Annotated in this window: 19 protein-coding genes; 11 read left to right on the plus strand and 8 right to left on the minus strand. The window is 65.7% G+C overall.

Going from position 1 to position 17,807, the window contains the following annotated elements; genetic code table 11:
- Position 1: 1 nt before the first annotated feature.
- Positions 2 to 868 carry a ribokinase gene (locus AOT83_RS05595; RefSeq protein ID WP_075907706.1) on the minus strand — a complete coding sequence of 289 codons (867 nt, stop codon included), beginning with the start codon at positions 866 to 868 and terminating at the stop codon, positions 2 to 4.
- A 56-nt stretch (positions 869 to 924) separates the two neighbouring features.
- Between AOT83_RS05595 and AOT83_RS05600 the strand changes: the two genes are divergently transcribed.
- The 10 genes from AOT83_RS05600 (at position 925) to AOT83_RS05645 (ending at position 10,317) form a co-directional block, all read left to right on the plus strand.
- Positions 925 to 2,229 (plus strand): glutamate-5-semialdehyde dehydrogenase, encoded by a 1,305-nt coding sequence (locus AOT83_RS05600; RefSeq protein WP_057964968.1) that lies wholly within the window; start codon positions 925 to 927, stop codon positions 2,227 to 2,229.
- 38 nt (positions 2,230 to 2,267) lie between these two features.
- Positions 2,268 to 3,116 (plus strand): MoxR family ATPase, encoded by an 849-nt coding sequence (locus AOT83_RS05605; protein WP_057965166.1) that lies wholly within the window; start codon positions 2,268 to 2,270, stop codon positions 3,114 to 3,116.
- Positions 3,117 to 3,147: 31 nt separating this feature from the next.
- Positions 3,148 to 4,560 (plus strand): VWA domain-containing protein, encoded by a 1,413-nt coding sequence (locus AOT83_RS05610; protein ID WP_057964967.1) that lies wholly within the window; start codon positions 3,148 to 3,150, stop codon positions 4,558 to 4,560.
- A 71-nt stretch (positions 4,561 to 4,631) separates the two neighbouring features.
- Entirely contained in the window at positions 4,632 to 5,261 is a 630-nt protein-coding gene (gene nadD, locus AOT83_RS05615; RefSeq protein ID WP_256364560.1) for a nicotinate-nucleotide adenylyltransferase, read from the plus strand.
- Positions 5,258 to 5,671 carry a ribosome silencing factor gene (rsfS, locus tag AOT83_RS05620; protein ID WP_030095141.1) on the plus strand — a complete coding sequence of 138 codons (414 nt, stop codon included), beginning with the start codon at positions 5,258 to 5,260 and terminating at the stop codon, positions 5,669 to 5,671. The genes nadD and rsfS overlap by 4 nt, the downstream gene beginning before the upstream one ends.
- The gene (gpgP, locus tag AOT83_RS05625; RefSeq protein WP_057964966.1) at positions 5,668 to 6,333 is read left to right on the plus strand and encodes a glucosyl-3-phosphoglycerate phosphatase; all 666 of its coding nucleotides are present in this window, start codon (positions 5,668 to 5,670) and stop codon (positions 6,331 to 6,333) included. The genes rsfS and gpgP overlap by 4 nt, the downstream gene beginning before the upstream one ends.
- Complete coding sequence (gene octT, locus AOT83_RS05630) at positions 6,320 to 7,063, plus strand: diglucosylglycerate octanoyltransferase (protein ID WP_030095143.1); 744 nt, start codon at positions 6,320 to 6,322, stop codon at positions 7,061 to 7,063. Before gpgP ends, octT begins: the two co-directional genes overlap by 14 nt.
- A 3-nt stretch (positions 7,064 to 7,066) precedes the next feature.
- Positions 7,067 to 7,903, plus strand: coding sequence for a DegV family protein (locus tag AOT83_RS05635; protein WP_057964965.1), 837 nt, complete (start codon positions 7,067 to 7,069; stop codon positions 7,901 to 7,903).
- 87 nt (positions 7,904 to 7,990) lie between these two features.
- Positions 7,991 to 8,785, plus strand: a complete 795-nt coding sequence (locus tag AOT83_RS05640) for a ComEA family DNA-binding protein (RefSeq protein ID WP_057964964.1) — start codon at positions 7,991 to 7,993, stop codon at positions 8,783 to 8,785.
- A 104-nt stretch (positions 8,786 to 8,889) separates the two neighbouring features.
- A complete protein-coding gene (locus AOT83_RS05645) occupies positions 8,890 to 10,317 on the plus strand; it encodes a ComEC/Rec2 family competence protein (protein ID WP_081343714.1) in 1,428 nt (475 codons plus the stop codon).
- A 7-nt stretch (positions 10,318 to 10,324) separates the two neighbouring features.
- Here AOT83_RS05645 and AOT83_RS05650 read toward each other — a convergent pair whose 3' ends face one another.
- The 6 genes from AOT83_RS05650 to AOT83_RS05670 form a co-directional block, all read right to left on the minus strand.
- Positions 10,325 to 11,059 (minus strand): maleylpyruvate isomerase N-terminal domain-containing protein, encoded by a 735-nt coding sequence (locus tag AOT83_RS05650; protein WP_057964963.1) that lies wholly within the window; start codon positions 11,057 to 11,059, stop codon positions 10,325 to 10,327.
- A gap of 6 nt (positions 11,060 to 11,065) precedes the next feature.
- Positions 11,066 to 12,481 carry an FAD-dependent monooxygenase gene (locus AOT83_RS05655; protein WP_057964962.1) on the minus strand — a complete coding sequence of 472 codons (1,416 nt, stop codon included), beginning with the start codon at positions 12,479 to 12,481 and terminating at the stop codon, positions 11,066 to 11,068.
- Positions 12,482 to 12,565: 84 nt separating this feature from the next.
- Positions 12,566 to 13,891 (minus strand): hypothetical protein, encoded by a 1,326-nt coding sequence (locus tag AOT83_RS05660; RefSeq protein WP_057964961.1) that lies wholly within the window; start codon positions 13,889 to 13,891, stop codon positions 12,566 to 12,568.
- On the minus strand, positions 13,888 to 14,259 hold the full coding sequence (locus AOT83_RS05665; RefSeq protein WP_044104329.1) for a hypothetical protein: 372 nt from the start codon (positions 14,257 to 14,259) through the stop codon (positions 13,888 to 13,890). Before AOT83_RS05665 ends, AOT83_RS05660 begins: the two co-directional genes overlap by 4 nt.
- 12 nt (positions 14,260 to 14,271) lie before the next feature.
- Positions 14,272 to 14,430 carry a hypothetical protein gene (locus tag AOT83_RS27270; RefSeq protein ID WP_044104331.1) on the minus strand — a complete coding sequence of 53 codons (159 nt, stop codon included), beginning with the start codon at positions 14,428 to 14,430 and terminating at the stop codon, positions 14,272 to 14,274.
- Entirely contained in the window at positions 14,427 to 16,280 is a 1,854-nt protein-coding gene (locus tag AOT83_RS05670) for a hypothetical protein (protein WP_057964960.1), read from the minus strand. The genes AOT83_RS27270 and AOT83_RS05670 overlap by 4 nt, the downstream gene beginning before the upstream one ends.
- Before the next feature lie 131 nt (positions 16,281 to 16,411).
- Here AOT83_RS05670 and holA point away from each other — a divergent pair, with 131 nt between their 5' ends.
- On the plus strand, positions 16,412 to 17,362 hold the full coding sequence (holA, locus tag AOT83_RS05675; protein WP_057964959.1) for a DNA polymerase III subunit delta: 951 nt from the start codon (positions 16,412 to 16,414) through the stop codon (positions 17,360 to 17,362).
- Between the two features lie 73 nt (positions 17,363 to 17,435).
- On the opposite strand, the gene rpsT is transcribed toward holA, so the two are convergent.
- Positions 17,436 to 17,696, minus strand: coding sequence for a 30S ribosomal protein S20 (rpsT, locus tag AOT83_RS05680; protein WP_030095153.1), 261 nt, complete (start codon positions 17,694 to 17,696; stop codon positions 17,436 to 17,438).
- Between the last annotated feature and the right edge of the window lie 111 nt (positions 17,697 to 17,807).

The following is a 17,807-nucleotide window of genomic DNA, read 5'->3' on the forward strand; positions in this document are numbered from 1 at the left end:
GCTAGGACCCCTTGAGCGACAGCTCGATCCTGGCGGCCGACGGCGCGCAGTTCCCGGCGCCCGACCGCAGGGTCGCAAGTGCACCGGCAACATTGGCCCGGCGCAGTGCCGTCTCGGCTCCGTGCGGCCACCAGGCCGCCAGCACACCGGCGAACACATCGCCGGCGCCGGTGGTGTCCAGGGGGCGCACCGGATACGACGGAACCGTGATCTCACCCTGAGGGCTGCGGTAGCGCGATCCCTCGTCGCCCAGCGTGGTCACCAGGTGCCGCGACGGGTACAGCCAGGATTTGGCCTCGGTCTCGTTGACGACGACCACACTCGCACGAAAGGCCAGCTCGGCCAGGTCTGGTGAGCGCACGGGGGCTGGCGAGGCGTTGAGTACGAATTGCTTTCCGGCCTCGGCGGCCCACCGTGCCGCTGTCAGCGCGACCTGCACCGGGATCTCCAGCTGGCACAGCAACACATCGTGCGAACAGATGATGTCCTTGTGCAGCTTCTCGTCCAAGGTGAACGCGCTGTTGGCGCCGGGGGCCACCACGATGCTGTTCTCGCCGGAGTCCTCCACGGTGATGGCGGCCATTCCGCTGGGCCCGTCGACTTCGACGAGCCCGTCGAGGCCAATGTTGTTGTCTGCCAGGTGAGATCGCAGCATCGGTGCGGCACCGTCAGAGCCCACGGCGCCGATGAACTGCACCGAGGCGCCCGCGCGCGCCGCGGCGACGGCTTGATTGGCGCCCTTACCGCCCGGGGCGGGCAGGGCCGACGTCGCCAGCACCGTCGCGCCCGGGGCGGGCAGCTCCTCCACCCGCAACGTCAAATCCATATTGACGCTGCCGAGGACACATACCGTGGCTAACTCAGTCACCCGACTAGGCTAGTCCTGGCGCAGCTACATTTCGGGCACCCGGATACCCTGACACGATGAGCGTTTCAACCAACGAGTTGGCCGCACCCACGGCGGACGTCTCCGGCGTCGCCACGGATCTGCGCGCGGACGTTCATGATGCCGCCCGGCGGGCACGGGTCGCGGCCCGCGACCTGGCCAGGCTGACCGCCGATACCAAGAATTCCGCACTACTGGCGGCGGCCGACGCGATCGTGGGTGCCACCGCCTCGATCATCGCGGCCAATGCCGATGACCTGCGGCGTGCACGCGATGCCGGTATCGGTGAGGCCATGCTTGATCGGCTCGCGCTGGACGATCGCCGGATCGTCGGTATTGCCGAGGGACTACGTCAGGTCGCGGGCCTGCCGGACCCCGTCGGGGAGGTGCTGCGGGGCTCCACCCGGCCCAATGGATTGCGGCTGCGTCAGGTCAGAGTGCCGCTCGGGGTGGTCGGCATGGTCTACGAAGGGCGCCCGAACGTCACGGTCGACGCATTCGGCTTGACGCTCAAGTCGGGCAACGCGGTGCTGCTGCGTGGCAGCTCCTCGGCCGCAACCTCCAATACCGAACTCGTGCGGGTGCTGCGTGAATCGCTGATCGCCAGTGGGCTGCCCGCCGATACCGTGCAGCTGCTCGACAGCCGGGACCGGGCGACGGTGACCCACCTCATCCAGGCCCGCGGCCTTGTCGACGTGGTGATTCCGCGCGGCGGAGCGGGTCTCATCGATGCCGTGGTCCGTGACGCGCAGGTGCCCACCATCGAAACCGGGGTCGGTAACTGCCACGTGTACGTGCATGCCGATGCCGATCTCGACCTGGCCGAGCGCATCCTGTTGAACTCCAAGACCCGTCGGCCCAGCGTGTGCAACGCCGCGGAGACGCTTCTGATCGACCGGACCATCGCCGAGGTCGCGGTGCCGCGACTGGTCGGCGCACTGCAGGCCGCCGGGGTCACGGTTCACGCCGATCTTGCGGTACCGGGTGTTGTTCCGGTGACGGCGGAGGACTTCGACACCGAATACCTGTCCCTGGATATCGCGGCCGCCGTCGTCGATGACCTTGACGCTGCGATCCGTCACATCGAGCGGCATTCCAGCGGCCACACCGATGCCATCGTCACCGCGAATCTTGGTGCGGCCCAGGAGTTCACCGACCGTGTCGATAGCGCGGCCGTGATGGTCAACGCCTCCACCGCGTTCACCGACGGCGAGCAGTTCGGGTTCGGTGCCGAGATCGGCATCTCCACCCAGAAGTTGCATGCCCGTGGCCCCATGGGGCTGCCCGAACTGACCACCACCAAGTGGATCGTCCTCGGAGACGGTCAGATCCGCCCCGCCTAACACCTGGAGTACGAGTGGACCGAACGCAGACCGCGCCGATGTTCAGCAGCATCGACGACGTGGCCGCCCGGCTGGCCGAGACCGGATACCTTGCCGACACTGCCACGGCGACAGCGGTATTCCTTGCCGACCGGCTCGGCAAGCCCCTCCTGGTGGAGGGCCCCGCGGGTGTCGGCAAGACCGAATTGGCCAGGGCGGTGGCACAGACCACCGGCTCGGGTCTGGTGCGTCTGCAGTGCTACGAGGGTGTCGACGAGGCACGTGCCCTGTACGAGTGGAACCACGCCAAGCAGATTCTGCGTATCCAGGCCGGATCCGGTGACTGGGATGAGACCAAGACCGATGTCTTCGCCGAGGAGTTCCTGCTTTCACGGCCGCTGTTGACGGCGATCCGCCGCGAGGATCCGACGGTTCTGCTCATCGACGAGACCGACAAGGCCGATATCGAAATCGAGGGCCTGCTCTTGGAGGTGCTCAGCGACTTCGCCGTCACTGTTCCCGAACTGGGCACCATCAAGGCCAGCAGGCAGCCCTTCGTGCTGCTGACCTCCAACGCCACCCGCGAGCTTTCCGAGGCCCTCAAGCGGCGCTGCTTGTTCCTGCATATCGACTTTCCCGATGCCGAACTGGAGCGGCGCATCCTGCTCAAGAGGGTGCCCGAGCTGCCGGCCGCGCTGGCCGAGGAGCTGGTGCGCATCATCGGTGTGCTGCGCAACATGCAGCTCAAGAAGGTCCCCTCGGTGGCCGAGACCATCGACTGGGGGCGCACCATCCTGGCGCTCGGCCTGGACACCCTCGACGACGCCGTCATCGCGTCGACGCTCGGCGTGATTCTCAAACATCACTCCGACCAGCAGCGGGCCGCGGGAGAGCTGAGGCTGAACTGATGAGCGCTCGAGCGAAGAAGAGACGGCACTAATGCCCGCGCGTAAGCCCGCGAAGGTGGTGCTGCCCCTGGCGCCGCACGGTCTGCCGGGTCATCTGGTGGGTTTCGTGGAAGCGTTACGCGAACAAGGCATCTCGGTGGGTCCGTCGGAGACGGTGGACGCGGGCCGAGTCATGACGGTGCTGGGGCTGCAGAGCCGCACGGAACTGCGCGAAGGGCTGGCATGTGCGGTGCTGCGCCGCGCCGATCACCGGCCCACATTCGATGTGTTGTTCGACCTGTGGTTCCCGCCCGCGCTCGGCGCCCGTTTCGTCGAGGTCGACGACGACAGCGTTGATATTCAGGACATCGATCAGGTGCGTGATCAGCTCGTGGACCTGTTGGCCTCCGATGCCGGCGACCTGCCACTGAATTCGTTGATCGCGCAGATCGTGGAGGCCTACGGCAAGTACAACTCCACCCGGGGAACGTCGTACTCGGCGTACCAGGCCATGAAGTCGCTGTCCCTGGACCAGATCGAGGCCAAGCTGCTGCTGGGCCTGCTCGGCAGTGGCGACGATGCATCACCCTCGGATGAAGCCGTCGCGAAAGCGATTGCCAAACAACGTATCTCGAAGGTGCGTCAGCTCGTCGAGGCGGAGACCAAGCGTCGCACCGCCGAACAGCTGGGGCGCGAGCGCGTGACCGCATACGGGGTGCCGCAACTGGCCGAGAACGTGGAGTTCCTGCGTGCTTCGGGGGAGCAGCTGCGCAACATGCGCCGAGTGGTGCACCCGTTGGCACGGATGCTGGCCAGCCGGCTGGCGGCACGGCGCCGGCGTGCGCACACCGGTCAGATCGATCTGCGTCGCACGCTGCGTAAATCCATGTCCACCGGCGGTGTGCCCATCGATGTCGTGCAGAAGAAGCCACGCCCGGCGCGGCCCGAGCTGGTAGTGCTGTGCGATGTGTCGGGGTCGGTGGCAGGGTTTTCGCATTTCACGCTGCTTCTTGTGCACGCATTGCGTCAGCAGTTCTCGCGGGTGCGTGTCTTCGCGTTCATCGACACCACCGACGAGGTGACCCATCTGTTCACGCCCGATACCGACCTGGCCGAGGCCATTGTGCGGATCACCCGGGAGGCCCAGGTGTTCACCGGCGACGGGCATAGCGACTATGGGCACGCGTTCAAGACCTTTGTCGAGAAGTTCCCGACGGTCCTTTCCCCGCGCAGTGCGTTGCTCATCCTGGGGGACGCACGCACCAACTACCGCAATCCGGCCGTCGAGGTGCTCTCGACGATGGTTTCTTCCAGCCGGCACGCCCATTGGCTCAACCCCGAGCCCAAGAACCACTGGGGAACCGGTGATTCGGCCGCCACGCGGTACCAGGACGCCATCGCCATGCACGAATGCCGATCGGCCAAGCAGCTGGCCACGGTGATCGACAACCTGCTGCCGGTCTAGCTCCGGTAGTTGGTCCAGTAAGCTGGCAATTCGTGCAATCTGACCCCGACGTTCCTGGCGCAAGCGGCTCAGTGCAGCGGCGCCGGCTCGGGGTGATGGGCGGGACATTCGATCCCATCCACAATGGTCACTTGGTTGCCGCCAGCGAGGTCGCCGACCGATTCGAGCTCGACGAGGTCATCTTCGTGCCGACGGGTCAGCCGTGGCAGAAGCAGGGGCGCAAGGTCAGCGCCGCCGAGCACCGGTATCTGATGACCGTCATCGCCACGGCGTCGAATCCGCGGTTCACCGTCAGCCGGGCCGATATCGACCGGGGCGGCGCGACCTACACCGTCGATACGCTCATCGATCTGCGTGACGCGCATCCCGATGCGGACCTGTACTTCATCACCGGTGCGGATGCGTTGGCATCGATCCTGTCGTGGGAGAACTGGGAGCAGCTGTTCACCTTGGCCAAGTTCATCGGGGTCAGTCGGCCAGGGTACGAACTGAGCTCCGATCACATCGCCCATGCCGAGCTGCCGCCCGACGGCCTCTCGCTCGTCGAGGTGCCCGCGCTCGCCATTTCGTCGACCGACTGCAGAATCCGGGCTGGGCAGGCTCGCCCGATCTGGTACCTGGTGCCCGACGGCGTGGTGCAGTACGTCGCCAAACATCGCCTTTACGGCGGAAACAAGGAAGATCGAGGAGTCCACGCATGACCGCCGCAACAGACGCCGTTGAGCTGGCGACGCTGGCCGCACAGGCCGCCGCCTCCAAGCTCGCCACCGACGTCGTCGTCATAGACGTCTCCGAACAGTTGGTCATCACCGACTGTTTCGTCATCGCATCCGCCTCCAACGAGCGGCAGGTGAACGCGATCGTCGACCAGGTCGAGGAGGTGCTGCGTCGGGCCGGACAGAAGCCGGTGCGCCGCGAAGGTGGCCGCGAGGGGCGCTGGACACTTCTGGACTATGTGGACGTGGTGGTGCATGTCCAGCATGAAGACGAACGCAATTACTATGCACTGGAACGGCTTTGGCGTGACTGCCCGACCATTGCGGTGGACCTGGACGCGTTGCCGGCGGATCTTTCCGTCGATGGCGACGCCGACGCGGAGGACGGCGCATGATCCGCCGGTTGGTGTTACTGCGGCACGGGCAAACGACCTTCAACGCCGATAGCCGAATGCAGGGGCAGCTGGATACCGGACTTTCGGATCTGGGCCGGGCACAGGCAGTGGCCGCGGCCGAGGTGCTGGCCAAGAGGCTCCCGCTGGTGATTGTGTCCTCGGATCTGCAGCGGGCGTACGACACCGCGACTGCCCTCGCGGACCGCTGCCATGTGGGGGTATCCGTCGATGAGCGGCTGCGCGAAACACATCTCGGCGATTGGCAGGGCCTGACCCATCACGAGGTCGACGCCATTGCCCCCGGTGCCCGGGCCGAGTGGCGCGATGACGCGACGCTGGCGCCGCACGGCGGCGAGAGCCGCATCGATGTGGCCAATCGCAGCGTGCCCCTAGTAGCCGAACTTGTTGAGTCGGTGACGGAATGGGGAACAGACGAGCGCGATCACCCGGTGGTTCTTGTCGCCCATGGTGGTCTGATCGCTGCGCTGACCGCCGCACTGCTGCGGCTGGATGTCAGCAATTGGCCGGTGCTCGGCGGGATGGGCAATGCGAGCTGGGTTCAGCTGGGCGGACATTCGGCCGACGGCGCCGGATTCGAGGACATCCGGTGGCGCCTGGATGTGTGGAACGCCTCGGCGCAGGTGACCAATGACGTCCTCTGACGAAGGTGCAGGGCGTAAGAAGCTACTGATCTTCGCGGACTCGTTGTCCTATTACGGGCCCACCGGGGGCCTACCCGCGGACGACCCCAGAATTTGGCCCAATATCGTTGGGCGGTATCTCGATTGGGATGTCGAACTGATCGCGCGCATCGGCTGGACCTGCCGGGATGTGTGGTGGGCGGCCATCCAGGACCCGCGCGCGTGGGCGGCGGTCCCGCATGCCGGGGCCGTCATCTTTGCGACCAGCGGCATGGATTCGCTGCCGTCCCCGCTCCCGACGGCGCTGCGCGAGTCGATCAGATTGATCCGTCCACCGAGGCTGCGGAGCTGGGTCCGTGACGGTTATGGCTGGTTGCAGCCCCGGCTTTCGCCGATCGCCCGGGTGGCGCTGCCACCCAAGCTCACCGTGGAGTATCTCGAAAAGACCCGTGGTGCACTCGATTTCAATCGCCCCGGGCTGCCCATGATCGCCTCGCTGCCATCGGTGCACATCGCCGAGTCGTACGGTCGTGTGCACTCCGGCAGGGAAGCCACCGCGACCGCGATCCAGACCTGGGCGGCCGAACACGAGCTGCCCGTGGTGGACCTCAAGGAGGCCGTCGGCGAGGAGATCTTCTCAGGCCGGGGAAACCCGGACGGGATCCACTGGAACTTTGTCGCACATGAGCGCGTTGCCGAATTGATGATCAACGCATTGCGGAGTGTGCTGCCCGAGCTTGGGGTTCGGTGACCCATGCCGGTCGTGGTGGTGACGGATTCAGGGGCGCGACTGCAGCCGCAAGATGCCGGCATGCTGGGTATTCGGCTAGTGCCGTTGCACGTGTTGACCGGTGAGCAGGATATGCGCGACGGTGTGGATCCGATCCCCGCCTCGGTGTACGAGAAGGGCCGTGCCACCACCGCTGGCGCCTCGCCCGCCGAACTCAGCGAGGTGTATCGGCAGGCCCTGATCGACAGCGGCGGTGATGGCGTGGTCGCCGTCCATCTGTCCGGCAGACTGTCCAGCACATTCGAGGCTGCCGAACAGGCCGCTCGTGAGTACGGCGATCGCGTGCATGTCGTTGATTCGCGGTCGGCCGCGATGGGCAGTGGTTTCGTCGCGCTGGCCGCGGCGCGGGCCGCGGCGGCCGGTGCCGATCTGAGTGCGGCATACCAGGCGGCACGGGATGCGGTCGGGCGCAGTCGATGCGTCATGGTGGTGCACAAGCTGGATCATCTGCGGCGTAGCGGGCGTATCAGCGCCACCTCCTCGTGGTTGGGCACCGCGCTGGCGCTCAAGCCGGTGCTGCAGATCGACGATGACGGCAAGCTGGTGCTGGCGCAGCGTGTTCGCACCGCCACCAAGGCGATCGGCGCGATGGTCGACAACATCGTCGAGTTCGTGGGGGAGCGCCGTGTCTCGGTGACGATCCACCATGTCGACAACACCGAAACCGCGGAGAAGGTCAACGAGCTGGTGTGCTCGCGATTGCTCACCGCTCATGATCCGGTGATCTCGGAGATGGGGCCGGTGCTGGCGGTGCATGTGGGCCCTGGTGCCGTCGGGGTGTGCGCCGAACCTGTGGATTGACGCCGTCCGGTTTCCACAGTTCCGTATTCATCCACAGATCGCGCGTCATCCCTGGCCGGATGCATGGGCGCTTTCTAGCGTCGAGATATGGATTCCGAGCTGCTGCACCGACGCCTCGCACCGCCCGGGCGCGAGCCCGATGAGGATGACGACGACGTGGGGGCGGCGACAGGTGCGGAACCGGATTCCGCGTTGCGTTGGCTTCCGGATTCACTGACGACAGACGGTGCGCGGAGTTGGCTGGAGTCCGTCCGTACCGACCCTGGTCGTGCCGGGGTCGTCGCCCTGGGAGCCATCGGCGTGCTGGCAGTGCTGGTCACCGTCTTCACCGTGATGCGTCAGCCGCCGCCTCCGGTGAGTGCACATCTGCCTCCGGTGCAACCGGTTTCATCGAGTTCTGTGTCGGCACCCAGTTCGTTGGTCATCAGTGTGGCCGGTTTGGTGACAAGACCGGGCCTGGTCACGTTGACCAGCGGCGCACGGGTCGCCGACGCGGTGACGGCGGCCGGCGGGGCGGCCAACGGCGCCGATATCGTGACGCTGAACATGGCTCGGCCGGTTGCCGATGGCGACCAGATAGTGGTCGGCCTGGCGCCGGCAGCCGGTCAGCCCGCGGGGATGGCGAGTTCCATCATCGCCGCCGGGCAATCGCCATCTGCCGGTAGCGCAGCCAGCGGGGCGGCACCGCCGGGGCGGGTAAACCTCAACACGGCAACGGAATCCGAGCTGGATGAGTTGCCCGGCGTGGGGCCGGTCATGGCGGCGTCGATTGTGCGGTGGCGATCCGAGCATGGCAAGTTCACCAGCATCGACCAGCTCTCGGAAGTAGACGGGATAGGCCCCTCGCGTCTGGACAAGCTGCGCGCCCTCGTCGTGCTGTGACTCAAACCAATCCGGTGAAGGAGGTTCACCCCGAAGACACTGTCCTGGATCTGCGGCTGGTACCTCCCGCACTCGCCGCTTGGGCGGCGACCGCCGCGGGAATCATGTGGCCAATAGGGTATTTCAGTGCTGCCGTACTGGGAGTCGGGGCACTCGCGGTGCACGTGTCCCGCCACCGCCTGAACAAGGCCTTCGCCGGTGCGGCGCTCGTCGTCCTGATTGCCGGTGTTGGATTCTCGGTGGCCGCGGCCATACGGCGCGACGGAGTGCAGAGTCATCCTTTGCGCTCACGTGTGGGGCATGTTGTCGCGGTGCAGTTGCGGGTCTCCGATGACCCGAGGTCGATCGCTGGGGGCCGGGCGATGCTGCGCGCCGACCTTGTCGCACTGGGGGATCCCGCACTGCCGAGCGCCGGGCCCGTGATCGTCTTCGGGTCGGTGTCGCTACTGGGTGCGATGGCCGTCGGTGACACCGTACAGCTGCGTGCGGTGGTCACGCGCCCCACCCGCCGTGACCTGACTGTCGCGATGCTCAACGCCACGGGAGAGCCCAGGGTTATCGATCGCTCACCAATTCATGGGGCGGCCAATGGTGTTCGCGATCGATTTGTCGAGGTGGCGCGAACTGTACTGCCCGCCGACCAAGCCGCATTGCTGCCGGCCCTCGTGCTCGGGGACACCGGTGCGCTCGACGCGGGCACCGTGGCGATGTTCCGGACATCGGGACTCACCCATCTGATGGCGGTATCCGGGGCCAACGTGTCAATCGTGTGCGGGGCCATGCTGCTGCTGGGACGGCTGATCGGGCTGCGTACCTCGGTGGTGTTGGCGGGGCTCGTCCTGGTCGGCTTCGTCATCCTCGTCAGGCCCTCACCGAGTGTGTTGCGTGCCGCGGTAATGGGTGCCATCGGGCTGCTCGGTGTGTTGACTGCGCGGCGCCGACAAGCGATACCCGCCTTGGCGGCAACGACTTTGATTCTGCTGACCATGTCGCCCGGTCTTGCCGTCGATATCGGTTTTGCCCTGTCGGTGGTCGCCACGGCCGCATTGGTGGTGTTGGCGCCGCGCTGGTCGCTACGTCTGACCGCGCGGGGCTGGCCCAAGCCCTTGGCCGACGCGTTGTGCATCGCGGTCGCCGCACAGGTGGTTACCGCACCGCTGATCGCCGCGATATCGGGAAGTGTCAGCGTGGCGTCCATCGCGGCGAATCTGGTCGCCGGGTGCGTGATCGCGCCCATCACCATCCTCGGCACCGCAGCTGCGGGGCTTGCCGTCATCTCACCGCCGACCGCAGGTGTGCTGCTGCGGTTTTGTGGCCCGGAACTATGGTGGCTGCTGCGCGTCGCCGATTATGCGGCCGCGGGTGGATCGACGGCGGTTCCGGTGCCCTCGGGAGCGGTTGGCTTCATTATGGTTGCTGTGCTGCTTGGTATTTCGGTATGGCTGTGGCGCCGAAGGTGGTTTCGAGCGTTGGCCTGGTCCGCAGCGCTGTGCGTATTCGCGTTGGTTATCTCGGCAAGATTGTCGGGTTGAGTGGTCGTCATTCGATCAGATCGTTCCGCGGCGGCCGGATGGACTCATTACCGAGGGTGGCCAGAAGATCCCCCGGATCTCCATGCCAGGGGAGGGCCGACAGTTGTCGCACGCTACGTCGTCCGCCAAAGGCGCGGAGCGCCTCGAAGTCCGGAATCGAGAGGGTGAGTCTATCTGTGGCCGTGGCGGGTTCGCCGAGTTGTACGGAACCGGTCGTTGGGGTGTTCAGCATGAGCGTCAGCACCCCGTTCTGTCGGGCCATTCCGTCGAATCTCATCATCAGGAATTCCAGGGCGACGGCGAAGACCGGATCCTCGGTGCGGGTGCCAGGTTGCCCGAGTGCGCCGCGGATGTCGTGCTCATGGGTGAGGGAATCGAAGACGAGTTGGGCGGCTGGCGCTTCGAGTCCATCCTGGCCCACCCGCTCGATCACCGTGTCGATCGCCTCGCTCCAGAGATCGAGCAACTCATCGATAGTCTTACCTGCCAGGCGATCAACCTGCGCGCGGGTCCACGCCTCGGTACCTATACCTTCCAGATTGAACGACACGATGTCTTGCGCGAGTCCAGCGAGGTGAGCGAGCGTCTGGCGCACGGTCCAGGCCGGGCATGCGGGCACAGGCAGTTCGGCGATCTGGGCGCGCTCTCGAAGAAGTGCGTCAATACGTTGGTAGACAAGGCGGTACGCGGCGACCGCCTCACCACCCGGCCGTAGTGCCGGCAGCCGCTCGTCGGTGGGCACCGCGGGCTACGTCCCGGCAAGGACGAGTTGACGCTCGGGTGCCGTCGTTACGTGTGTGTCGTGACGACGCCAGCAGTGACGCAGTACCCGTAGTAGGAACGCGGGCCGCCGCATCAACAACGGTGAATCGTGCATGTTGTTGACACGCAGAATCGTTTCGGTGATCTGAATGTCGTTGCGCGCTGCGATCATGACCCTGTCCGACCACCACGCCGTCAGCTTCCACAGCACGCGCTGGGTGAGGGGGATGTCGGCAGGCATTGCGGTGAACAGCGGTGCCGATAGCTTGTTGTGCTGCCACACCGTGTTGATGTGCCGACCGACGGTGCGGAAGTACCGGCGGGCCAGCTGGGCGTCGCCCTCGAAGAGGCAGTCCCGAAGCGCGACCGCTTCCAGCAGCGCCATGGTCATGCCCTGGCCCTTGATGGGGTCCAGACTGCAAATCGCGTCACCCATCACCAGCAGGCCCTCGGGGAACTGCTCCATCTGGTCGTAGCGTCGCCAGAGCGCCTCGCGGTACCTAAAGACGTGCACATCACCTATCGGTACCGCCGAGCGGATGGTGTCCAGGAGTCTTTCGGGCACGAATTGTGCTGCAAAAGAGATCATTTCATCGAAAGTGCTGGGCGGTTCGTCCAGATTGAACTTGCCCAGGGTCAGCATCACGGTGCCGTTCTCGCAGCGCGCAATGGCTCCGCCGTACGGGCGTCCGGGCGCCGGGTTGAAGAAGGTGAGCTTGTCCATGTCGGTGTCGTCGGAGACATGCAGCAGTTGGCTCGCGTACGTCACCGGTGATTCCATGCGGACCGTGGCCGGCCGGGGGTAGCCGAGCCGATCGAGGAAGGTTTGGGTCCGCGGCGTGCGCCCGGTGGCATCGATTACCAGGTCCGAGATCAACGTCGTCACCAGGCCGGTGGATCGCCGCGCCACCCGAACGCCGGTCACGCGATGCCCCTCGGTCATCGGCTCGATGACGTCGTGGCCGTCCAGGAATTTCACGTTGTCCAGGCGTTGAACACGTTGCCGTACATGCATTTCCAGAAACGGTCGGGTCGCGAGGTAGAGCCGCAGTGTTTCTGGGTCGCGGAACTTCCCTGATCGAGGGAAGATCTCGCGAGATCCGATCAGCATCGTGATGCGTGACAGGTCACCCTCGTCGCACACCGTGGCGCCGTTGGTCTGGAGCTCGTCGCGGATTCCGGGAAACAACCGCTCCAGTCCTTGCGTGCCGGAGCTCATGAACATGTGAATGTGCCGCCCCTGGGGCACCCCGCTGCGTGCGGCGGCGGTCTCAAGGTCGTCGCGCTCGACCACGGTGACCATTTCGTACGACTCCGACAGCACCCTGGCTGCCAGTAGTCCGGCCATCCCGGCCCCGAGGACTACCGCGTGATCTCTGTGTTCCCGCTTGTCAGGTGTCATCGCCGATCCTTTCGTCCCGATGCACCCTACTCTTACTAACCTCTTAATTTCTTAGAAAAGCCTTAGATTTGCATGAGCCGGCCGTTAGCCACCGAACAGCAGGTACAGCCCGGTGAAGGTGTAGCCCACCATCACCAGCATCATCGCGAGCTGGCCCGTCACCTGGTGTTTCTTGGGCAGGACACGCAGCGCCCGGTCATGGGCGGCGACCACACCCGCGATGTGCCCGGCCAGTACGAATCCCACCTTGAGAGTGGAAAGCACCGCGGGGTGCATCGACAAGACGTAGGAGACGTCGACATCGGAGAGCCATCCGCGCCCGAGAGGGTCGGCGAGCCGCAGCAGCGTCTGCTGACCCCGCTCCACGAGATAAGTCAGATAGTGAGCGAACACGTATCCGATGACGATCGGGATCAATGAATGTGCCAGCAGGCCCGGCAGAGCGCTGCGTGTGGACGCGTCGACGCCGCCGGTCGCGCGCGCGGCGAGCCAGAAGGTGGTGGCAACGGTGGCCACGAAGACCGCCAGCCCGACGGTTCGGATCGTCACGGCCGCAACTGTCGAGTCGCCGGCGAGTTCGTCGACAAACGCGCGCCAGCCGGGCATGGCGGAGAAACTGTCGAACGCGGTCGAACCCAGCAGTACCGCGAGCACCGCCACGATGCCCGGCCGAATCGGCAGTGACGGCAGATGATCGAACGGATTGCCGACAGCGATGCGGCCATCGGCGTTGCGCCGCAACGGTGACAACCGCGAGGCCACCATGCTGTAGACCTCGAACGGATCGGCCCGCGCACACCAGCGGGTGCCGCAGGCCAGCGCGCCGGCGAGGGTTATCGCCACGTACACCACGAGCCAGATCTTCACCGCACCAAGCGATCCGGGGTCGGCACTGGCCAGCTCGAGCCAGACAAACATGTACAGACCCGCAGCCGCGGGCCAATATCCCCATCGCTGTGGGTAATCGGCGGGTAGCGGCCGTCGGGAGAACGGTAGTACTCGGTACACGGCGCGCACGGGTGACAGCACCCGCCAGGCGGGCCCGCATAGCAGCGACAGCGCGACCACGCCGACCCACAGCAGAACGTAGAAGACACCGGGCAGCGGATTCATGGCGTCCTGTGGGCCGAGTGTCGCGGCCACACCGATCCACGCGATTGCCAGGAGCACCAGCGCGGTGCCGGCCCGGCGGGTGACCGGGCTATCGGCGGCGGCGGTGACCCAGTCGGGCAGCGGTCGCCCGGGCCGACTTGCGTCGAACCGGGGCTTTTTCCAGGCCAGTGCGACCACGGCGAAGGTGAACGTCAACGCCCACGCCGCGCCAATCAGTGCGTAGGAGTAGGGGATCGGAAGATCGGACGAACCGCCGAGTCCGTGGGCGAGTACCGCCGTCGACCGATCAGCCGTCACGGCTGGACGGAGATCGTCGCGATCGTCTTCTTGAGTTTGTGAAGTTCGACGTCGACCTTTCCGGGCACACTGACGCTGAACTGGAACGTCTGGCCGCTCTTCGGCTCGATCTCGAAGCTGTGGTCGGGAGTGGAGTGAACGTGCAACTCGTCGGCGGTATCGCTGTCTACGCGGATCACGATGGGTTCGGCGACGCGCGTCTGCAGCGTGGCATTGGTTGGCGTGACGACTCCGTTCTTGATGGTGACGCTGACGGTCAGCGGTGCCGGCGGCGCACTGGAGTCGGTGGCCGGTGCCTTCGTCGAAGTGGTGCACCCGGCACACGCCAGCACTGCGATGGTGATCGCGGTCAGGGCTCTCATCGTCATCCTTGATTCCTCCTAATCGGGGTGTTCTTCCTCGCCGAGCGGATCGTCCTCGTCGGCCTGGCGCCGGTCTCGCATCGCCACCCAGATCACGACACCCGCCACCACGACCGCGGGTGCGAACGCGGGCAACGCCAACAGCAGTGAGTGGTCGGCCAGGTATTCGACGGTCATGGGCCGTGAGACACCGGCTCCTTGGGATCCGGAGTCGGCAATGCGTCACTGGCGCTGCGAGTTTCGGTGCCATTGATACGCCCGGCGCCCCAGCTCAAGGCGGCGATGAGCACCAGCGTGCAGAACAGCACCACCAGTGATGCCACGTTGAACAGCCACGAGGGATGGTTCTGGTTGCGTTCACGTTGCAGGATCGTCAGCTCCTGGGTGAACGGACGGGTGCTTGACGTCAACGCCGGTGTCTCCGGTGCGCCGATGCCGGGATCGGCGGGAAGGAAGATCGGCACCCCGGTCATGGTGGTGCCGTCCTGCACGCGCAGCAGCGTCTTCCACGACCCATACACCGGAATGGGCTGTGTCGAACGGTAATGGCCCTCACTGATCTTCTGAAGCCTGTCGATGGCCAGACCATGATCATTGGCCAGTCCGCCCTGCCAGGACAGAATGGTCACCCATTCGGGATCGTCACTGATGAGGTCGCGCGGGTTGATCACCACGTCCGCCGACACCATCCGCTTACCGCCGTCGTTGGACAGTTCGTTCAATGTGATTGTCGCGGTGGCATGTTCGGGCACCTCGGTGCGCAGGCCGTTGGCCACCGCGGCACCCAGCACCAGCACCGTCAGGACGACCGCCGTGATGCTCACCGATCGTTTCGGCAGCTTCTGGCCGGTGAGCACCATGCCCAGCAGCGCGCCGCAGACGCCCATGGCGATGGCGGCAGGCACCGACATCGCCAGCGCTTCCGGCCACATGCTCAGTGGCCACGGGTAGCGATAGACAGCCCCGATCCAGAGCGATTCCAGCCACAGGCCGGCGGTGCCCACCCCGAGGCCCGCAATGGCGCCGAACAGGATGGGGCGCTTGATGAGCGGGGTCAGTGCGATGAGTTCGACGACCAGAGCCGGCCCGAGATACAGCGCGAACCAACTCGTCGGTCCGCCGAGGATGGGTCCGGCGAGTAGTGAGACCGCCGCACGCAGGACGATGGCGAGCAGGGCGCCGATGATGGCCGCGCCGCGTCCCATCACGGTCCGCGCGCATACCGCGGCGAAGGCGGCGGCCGCGGCGATCATCATGGGCTGCTGGACCAGCCGGAACTGTTCGACACCGAAGTCGTACTCGATCTGGAACACCGACAGCCCGATGAACAAGCCCCCGAAGGACAAGTAACGCAAGAACTTCACGAAATTGGTGTCGTCATCTGCATTGAAGCCGATGGCCCGGCGGCCTTCGTATTCCAGGATCAGCACGGAGACCAGCGACAGTCCGGCACCACCGATCAGCATCAGATGCGTGGGACCCCACAGCGTGACGTCCTGGCCGAAGATGCGGTGCCAGATGTCATCCAGCGGGAACCCGATCAACGCATACAGGCCGCACATCGCCATCAGCAGTCCGCCCACCGGCGCGTACCAGGTGCGGGTGATGCGCACCGCCGCCGAACCGGGCCTGTCATAGGGCAGAACTATCGCCAGCGTGCCCGCGATGAACAGCAGGAACAACCCGAACAGGATGAAGTAATGCGCGGGGTTGGCCAGCGGGCCCGCGTCGCGGCCCTTGCCGATGTGCAGGCTGACGTCCCAGATGAAACCGAACAGCGCGGCGACGATCGTGGAGACGAACAGGCAGATCTGCAGGGCCACCCAGGGTGGTCGATTGAACTTGTTGCCGATCTTGTCTGCCAGGTTCTGGAGCCAGGTGATGCGTCGCTGGCGGTGCAGGTACCCGATCCACAGCAGGCCGCCCGAGACGATCGTGGCGGCCACCGACATGCCGATCACCTGGTCGAGCGCGGCGCCGCCGCCTTCGTCGGCAGCAGCGATGATGTGCAGAGACTCCGTTGTCATTGGCCGGCCATCCTGTCCGCTGAGTGGGGGAGCAACAGTGCTACTGGTCGGTAATGTTTCCAGAATTCCTCGGCTCAAACAGGAGTACGTGCTAATCACTCACTGTCCCCGCGGCATGGGACGATCGTCAGGTGACCGATGCGCTGCACCTGATCCTGGGGGACGAAGAACTACTGATCGAGCGTGCGGTGACCTCGGTGCTGCACGCGGTGCGCGGTAAGGCGGGTGCGGACATCCCCGTCAATCGGCTGCGTGCGGGGCAGGTCGACGTGGCGGAGCTGGCCGAGTTGCTGAGCCCCTCGCTGTTCTCCGATGAAAGAGTCATCGTCGTGGAGGCCGCTGCCGAGGCGGGCAAGGACTCCGTCACCCTCATCGAGCAGGCGGCTGCCGATCTTCCACCGGGAACCTTTCTGCTCGTTCAACATTCGGGGGGTGGACGTGCGAAGGCGCTCGCCGCCACGTTGCAGAAGCTCGGTGCCGCGGTTCACGACTGCGCGCGGATCACCAAGGCCGCCGAGCGAGCCGACTTCGTGCACAAGGAATTCCGCCGCCTGGGGCAGAAGGTGGACGCCGATGTGGTCGCGATCGTGATCGATGCCGTCGGCTCCGATATTCGTGAACTAGCCGCCGCGTGCTCTCAGTTGGTATCGGACACCGACGGCAACGTCGATGAGGCCGCGGTGCGCCGCTACCACTCCGGACGTGCGGAGGTCTCCGGATTCGATATCGCCGACAAGGCGGTGGTGGGTGATGTCGCCGGCTCGACGGAGGCGCTGCGCTGGGCAATGCAGCGGGGCGTTCCGCATGTGCTGTTGGCCGATGCGCTCGCCGAGGCGGTGCACACCATCGCCCGGGTGGGGCCGATCAAACAGAACGCCTACGCGGCCGCGTCCGAACTCGGGATGCCGCCCTGGCGTATCGAGAAGGCGCAGAAGCAAGCGCGCCGGTGGTCGCGTGACGCGGTGGCCGAGGCCATCCGGGTGGTGGCCGCGCTCAACGCCGATGTGAAGGGGGTGGCGGCCGATGCCGACTACGCACTGGAATCGGCGGTGCGCAAGGTGGCCGAGCTGGTGAACACCTGACCCCGCGGGGCTGCCTCAAGACACGAAAAACGCCGAGCGCGCTCGCGCGCTCGGCGTTGATCGGAAAATTAGATCAGAGCTTGTTCAGAGCCAGGGCGAGCGCCGACTTCTTGTTGGCGGCCTGGTTCTTGTGGATGACACCCTTGGTGACGGCCTTGTCCAGCTTGCGGCTGGTCGAGACGAGCAGCTCGCCCGCCTTCTCCTTGTCACCCTCGGCGAGCGCGTCGCGGAAACCGCGGACGGCCGTGCGCAGGGATGACTTGGTCGCCTGGTTGCGCAACCGGGCACGCTCGTTGGTGCGGATGCGCTTTTCCTGCGACTTGATATTGGCCACGCGTCTAAGTCCTTCGGTAAATCGTCTGGTAGGGCGGCGGCCTCCAGATCATTGGACCCGGGGCAGCTGAGCAGCGCCGCAAGGGAAGAGACTACCAGGAGTCTGGCCGAA

The sequence above is a fragment of the Mycobacteroides sp. H001 genome (genome assembly GCF_001440005.1).
GTDB lineage: Bacteria > Actinomycetota > Actinomycetes > Mycobacteriales > Mycobacteriaceae > Mycobacterium > Mycobacterium gwanakae.

Bases quoted from the DNA above. Each gene is read 5' to 3' on its own strand.
- AOT83_RS05600 (WP_057964968.1), top strand. From the start codon at position 925: ATGAGCGTTTCAACCAACGAGTTGGCCGCACCCACGGCGGACGTCTCC.
- AOT83_RS05605 (WP_057965166.1), top strand. From the start codon at position 2,268: ATGTTCAGCAGCATCGACGACGTGGCCGCCCGGCTGGCCGAGACCGGA.
- AOT83_RS05610 (WP_057964967.1), top strand. From the start codon at position 3,148: ATGCCCGCGCGTAAGCCCGCGAAGGTGGTGCTGCCCCTGGCGCCGCAC.
- rsfS (WP_030095141.1), top strand. From the start codon at position 5,258: ATGACCGCCGCAACAGACGCCGTTGAGCTGGCGACGCTGGCCGCACAG.
- gpgP (WP_057964966.1), top strand. From the start codon at position 5,668: ATGATCCGCCGGTTGGTGTTACTGCGGCACGGGCAAACGACCTTCAAC.
- octT (WP_030095143.1), top strand. From the start codon at position 6,320: ATGACGTCCTCTGACGAAGGTGCAGGGCGTAAGAAGCTACTGATCTTC.
- AOT83_RS05635 (WP_057964965.1), top strand. From the start codon at position 7,067: ATGCCGGTCGTGGTGGTGACGGATTCAGGGGCGCGACTGCAGCCGCAA.
- AOT83_RS05640 (WP_057964964.1), top strand. From the start codon at position 7,991: ATGGATTCCGAGCTGCTGCACCGACGCCTCGCACCGCCCGGGCGCGAG.
- AOT83_RS05645 (WP_081343714.1), top strand. From the start codon at position 8,890: ATGTGGCCAATAGGGTATTTCAGTGCTGCCGTACTGGGAGTCGGGGCA.
- AOT83_RS05655 (WP_057964962.1), bottom strand. From the start codon at position 12,481: ATGACACCTGACAAGCGGGAACACAGAGATCACGCGGTAGTCCTCGGG.
- AOT83_RS05665 (WP_044104329.1), bottom strand. From the start codon at position 14,259: ATGACGATGAGAGCCCTGACCGCGATCACCATCGCAGTGCTGGCGTGT.
- AOT83_RS27270 (WP_044104331.1), bottom strand. From the start codon at position 14,430: ATGACCGTCGAATACCTGGCCGACCACTCACTGCTGTTGGCGTTGCCC.
- AOT83_RS05670 (WP_057964960.1), bottom strand. From the start codon at position 16,280: ATGACAACGGAGTCTCTGCACATCATCGCTGCTGCCGACGAAGGCGGC.